This window comes from Subtercola boreus (assembly GCF_003399625.1).
GTDB lineage: Bacteria > Actinomycetota > Actinomycetes > Actinomycetales > Microbacteriaceae > Subtercola > Subtercola boreus_C.
Genome location: NZ_NBXA01000009.1, coordinates 1 through 539, shown reverse-complemented (window position 1 = coordinate 539; position 539 = coordinate 1). Strand labels below are relative to the sequence as shown.

At 72.9% G+C, this 539-nt stretch carries 1 protein-coding gene; it reads left to right on the top strand.

Annotated features, from left to right (window positions below; translation table 11 throughout):
- A partial coding sequence (locus B7R21_RS05460; protein ID WP_147305816.1) for a DUF222 domain-containing protein occupies nucleotides 1–539 on the top strand: 539 nt, incomplete at both ends.

The following is a 539-nucleotide window of genomic DNA, read 5'->3' as shown; positions in this document are numbered from 1 at the left end:
ACGCCCAACCCCGCACCGCCGTGCAACGACACCTCGACGCTGCCGCCCGGCGCCGCCTCGACCTCGACCCCGCCACCGACGGCATGGCCTACCTCACCCTCTACCTCCCCGCCGTCGAAGCCGTCGCCATCCACAACCGCGCCACCGACCTCGCCCGCTCCGCGAAAACCTCCGGCGACCCCCGAACCCCCACCCAACTCCGCCTCGACACCCTCACCGACCTCCTCCTCAACGCCGACCCCACCACCCCCGGCACCACCCAAGGCATCCGCGCCCGAATCCACGTCACCGTCCCCGCCCTCACCCTCCTCGGAACCCCCACCCCCACCCGCAACACCCCCGGCACCCCCACCACTGCCACACACGACGGCAGCACCGCCTCAGACCCCGGCCACCCACCACCCGAACCATCCCCCGGGTTCGCGCAGCTCGAAGGCTACGGCCCCATCGACAGGCTCACCGCCCTCCACCTCACCCGCCACGCACCCACCTTCACCCGCGTCCTCACCGACCCCGCAACCGGCTGCGCCCTCACCTAC